This is a genomic window from Pseudomonadota bacterium, assembly GCA_022361155.1.
Classification (GTDB): domain Bacteria; phylum Myxococcota_A; class Polyangia; order Polyangiales; family JAKSBK01; genus JAKSBK01.
Genome location: JAKSBK010000153.1, coordinates 1 through 1,521, shown reverse-complemented (window position 1 = coordinate 1,521; position 1,521 = coordinate 1). Strand labels below are relative to the sequence as shown.

General features: G+C 68.3%; 1 protein-coding gene. It reads right to left on the bottom strand.

Annotation, left to right across the window (positions count from 1 at the left end; translation table 11 throughout):
• Positions 1-360 precede the first annotated feature (360 nt).
• Positions 361-1,521, bottom strand: a 1,161-nt coding sequence (locus MJD61_05470) for a hypothetical protein (protein MCG8554726.1), incomplete at its 5' end; no start/stop codon positions are given.

The following is a 1,521-nucleotide window of genomic DNA, read 5'->3' as shown; positions in this document are numbered from 1 at the left end:
TGGGGCACACGGTGTATGTCGTGGACCCCAATCGCACCAAGGCCATCGGTGAGCACCATTTCTTCGACCAGCCTCCTGTGCCCCGGCAACGTTAGGCCAGATTCAAAGCACGTATCGATGGGTGAGTCGCGACTCCTGTGCCGTCCTTCTCGGCTGGCGCCCACTTCTCGTATTGCCGACTGCGCACCGCGCCGCCGGAGGGGACCACTGCATGTACTTGACACCGGCCGCTCTATCGAGGGTCGGGTCGCCGAAACTGCTCCGCATTTCGCACACTTACGCTACGGTGGTGGCGAAAGTGCCGGCGCACGCCGACGGGACGTCGTTTGGAACGACGTGAGGCGGATTCCAGGCCGACGGTCAGAGGTTGAAAAGCCGCCCGAAAAGCAGCAGTGCCGCGAGCGGCAGGAGCAGGTACACGAACGCGGTCGTGGGCCGGCCGCCCGCAAGGCTGCAGCCGCATCCGTTCGTGCCGGGCCCGTGAGGGAGCGTTGCGGCCGCGCTATCGGGAGCGTGGGCTGCTGCGTCGCGAGCTCCGGCGGCGCCCGCGTCGAGTGACGCGGCCGCAGGCGCGGCGTCTGTAGGGGTCGCAGCGTCGGCAGGCGCGGCGACGCCAGCATCAGCGGGTGCCTGCGGCACGGCAGCATCGCTGCGGCAGCCCGCAAGGACGTCGATCGGAACCGTTGCTGGCGTGCCCGCGTCGGGATCGGCGCACGATGTGCCTATCTTTGGACACAGCCATTGCCAGGGCTCGGCGCACGCGGTGGCGAGCGTGCTCGGCGAGGGGCAGGCCAGGCCCTTTACGCTGCGAAGCTTCATCAGGGGCTTGAAGCGCAGTCCTGCATCCTCGGACAGCCCCAGCTCGAAACCGTGCGCTCGCTCGCTCAGGCACGCGTACAGACCGCGTCGGGTCCAGGTCAGGCATTGCACGACGCCGTCGAAGACCTTGCGGAACACCAGGTCGCGTGTCGACGCCTTCCAGATGCCCAACCGATCGCAGTCGATGTTGCGGGGACGAGCAGGCAGGCCAAAACCGATCGCGAGCTCGCTGCCGTCCGGCGACAGCGCAAAGCCGGCCATCACGGCCCTGCCCTCGAGCGCGCGCTGCCAGTCGTGCCCGCCGTTCGACGAGACCAGCAAGCGGTCTTGCCCTGGACCGTGGACTCGCACGTAGAGCGTGTTCGGGTCGGCCGGCGCGATCGCCGACAGGAAGGGAATACCGAACAGGCCGGTATCGGGTACGGTCAGCACGCTCCAGGCGGCAGCGCGGTCGTCGCTTCGCAAGAGCACGCCCTGGAACTTGGATCCGGAGCGATCCAGGGCGCTGATGTAGATGCGCCCGCGGTCGCTGGGAGCGGCATCGAACGCCGTGGGCAGCAGGTCGAGCTCGGCCGGCAAGGCCGGGCCGAGCTCCTGCCAAAGAGCGCCGTTATCGCGGCTCTGCCACAAGCGGTGCAGAAAGCTGCGATCGGGTTGCTGCCTGGTCGCGAGCGCCAACCCGTGCGCTCGCTGCCCAGGGTC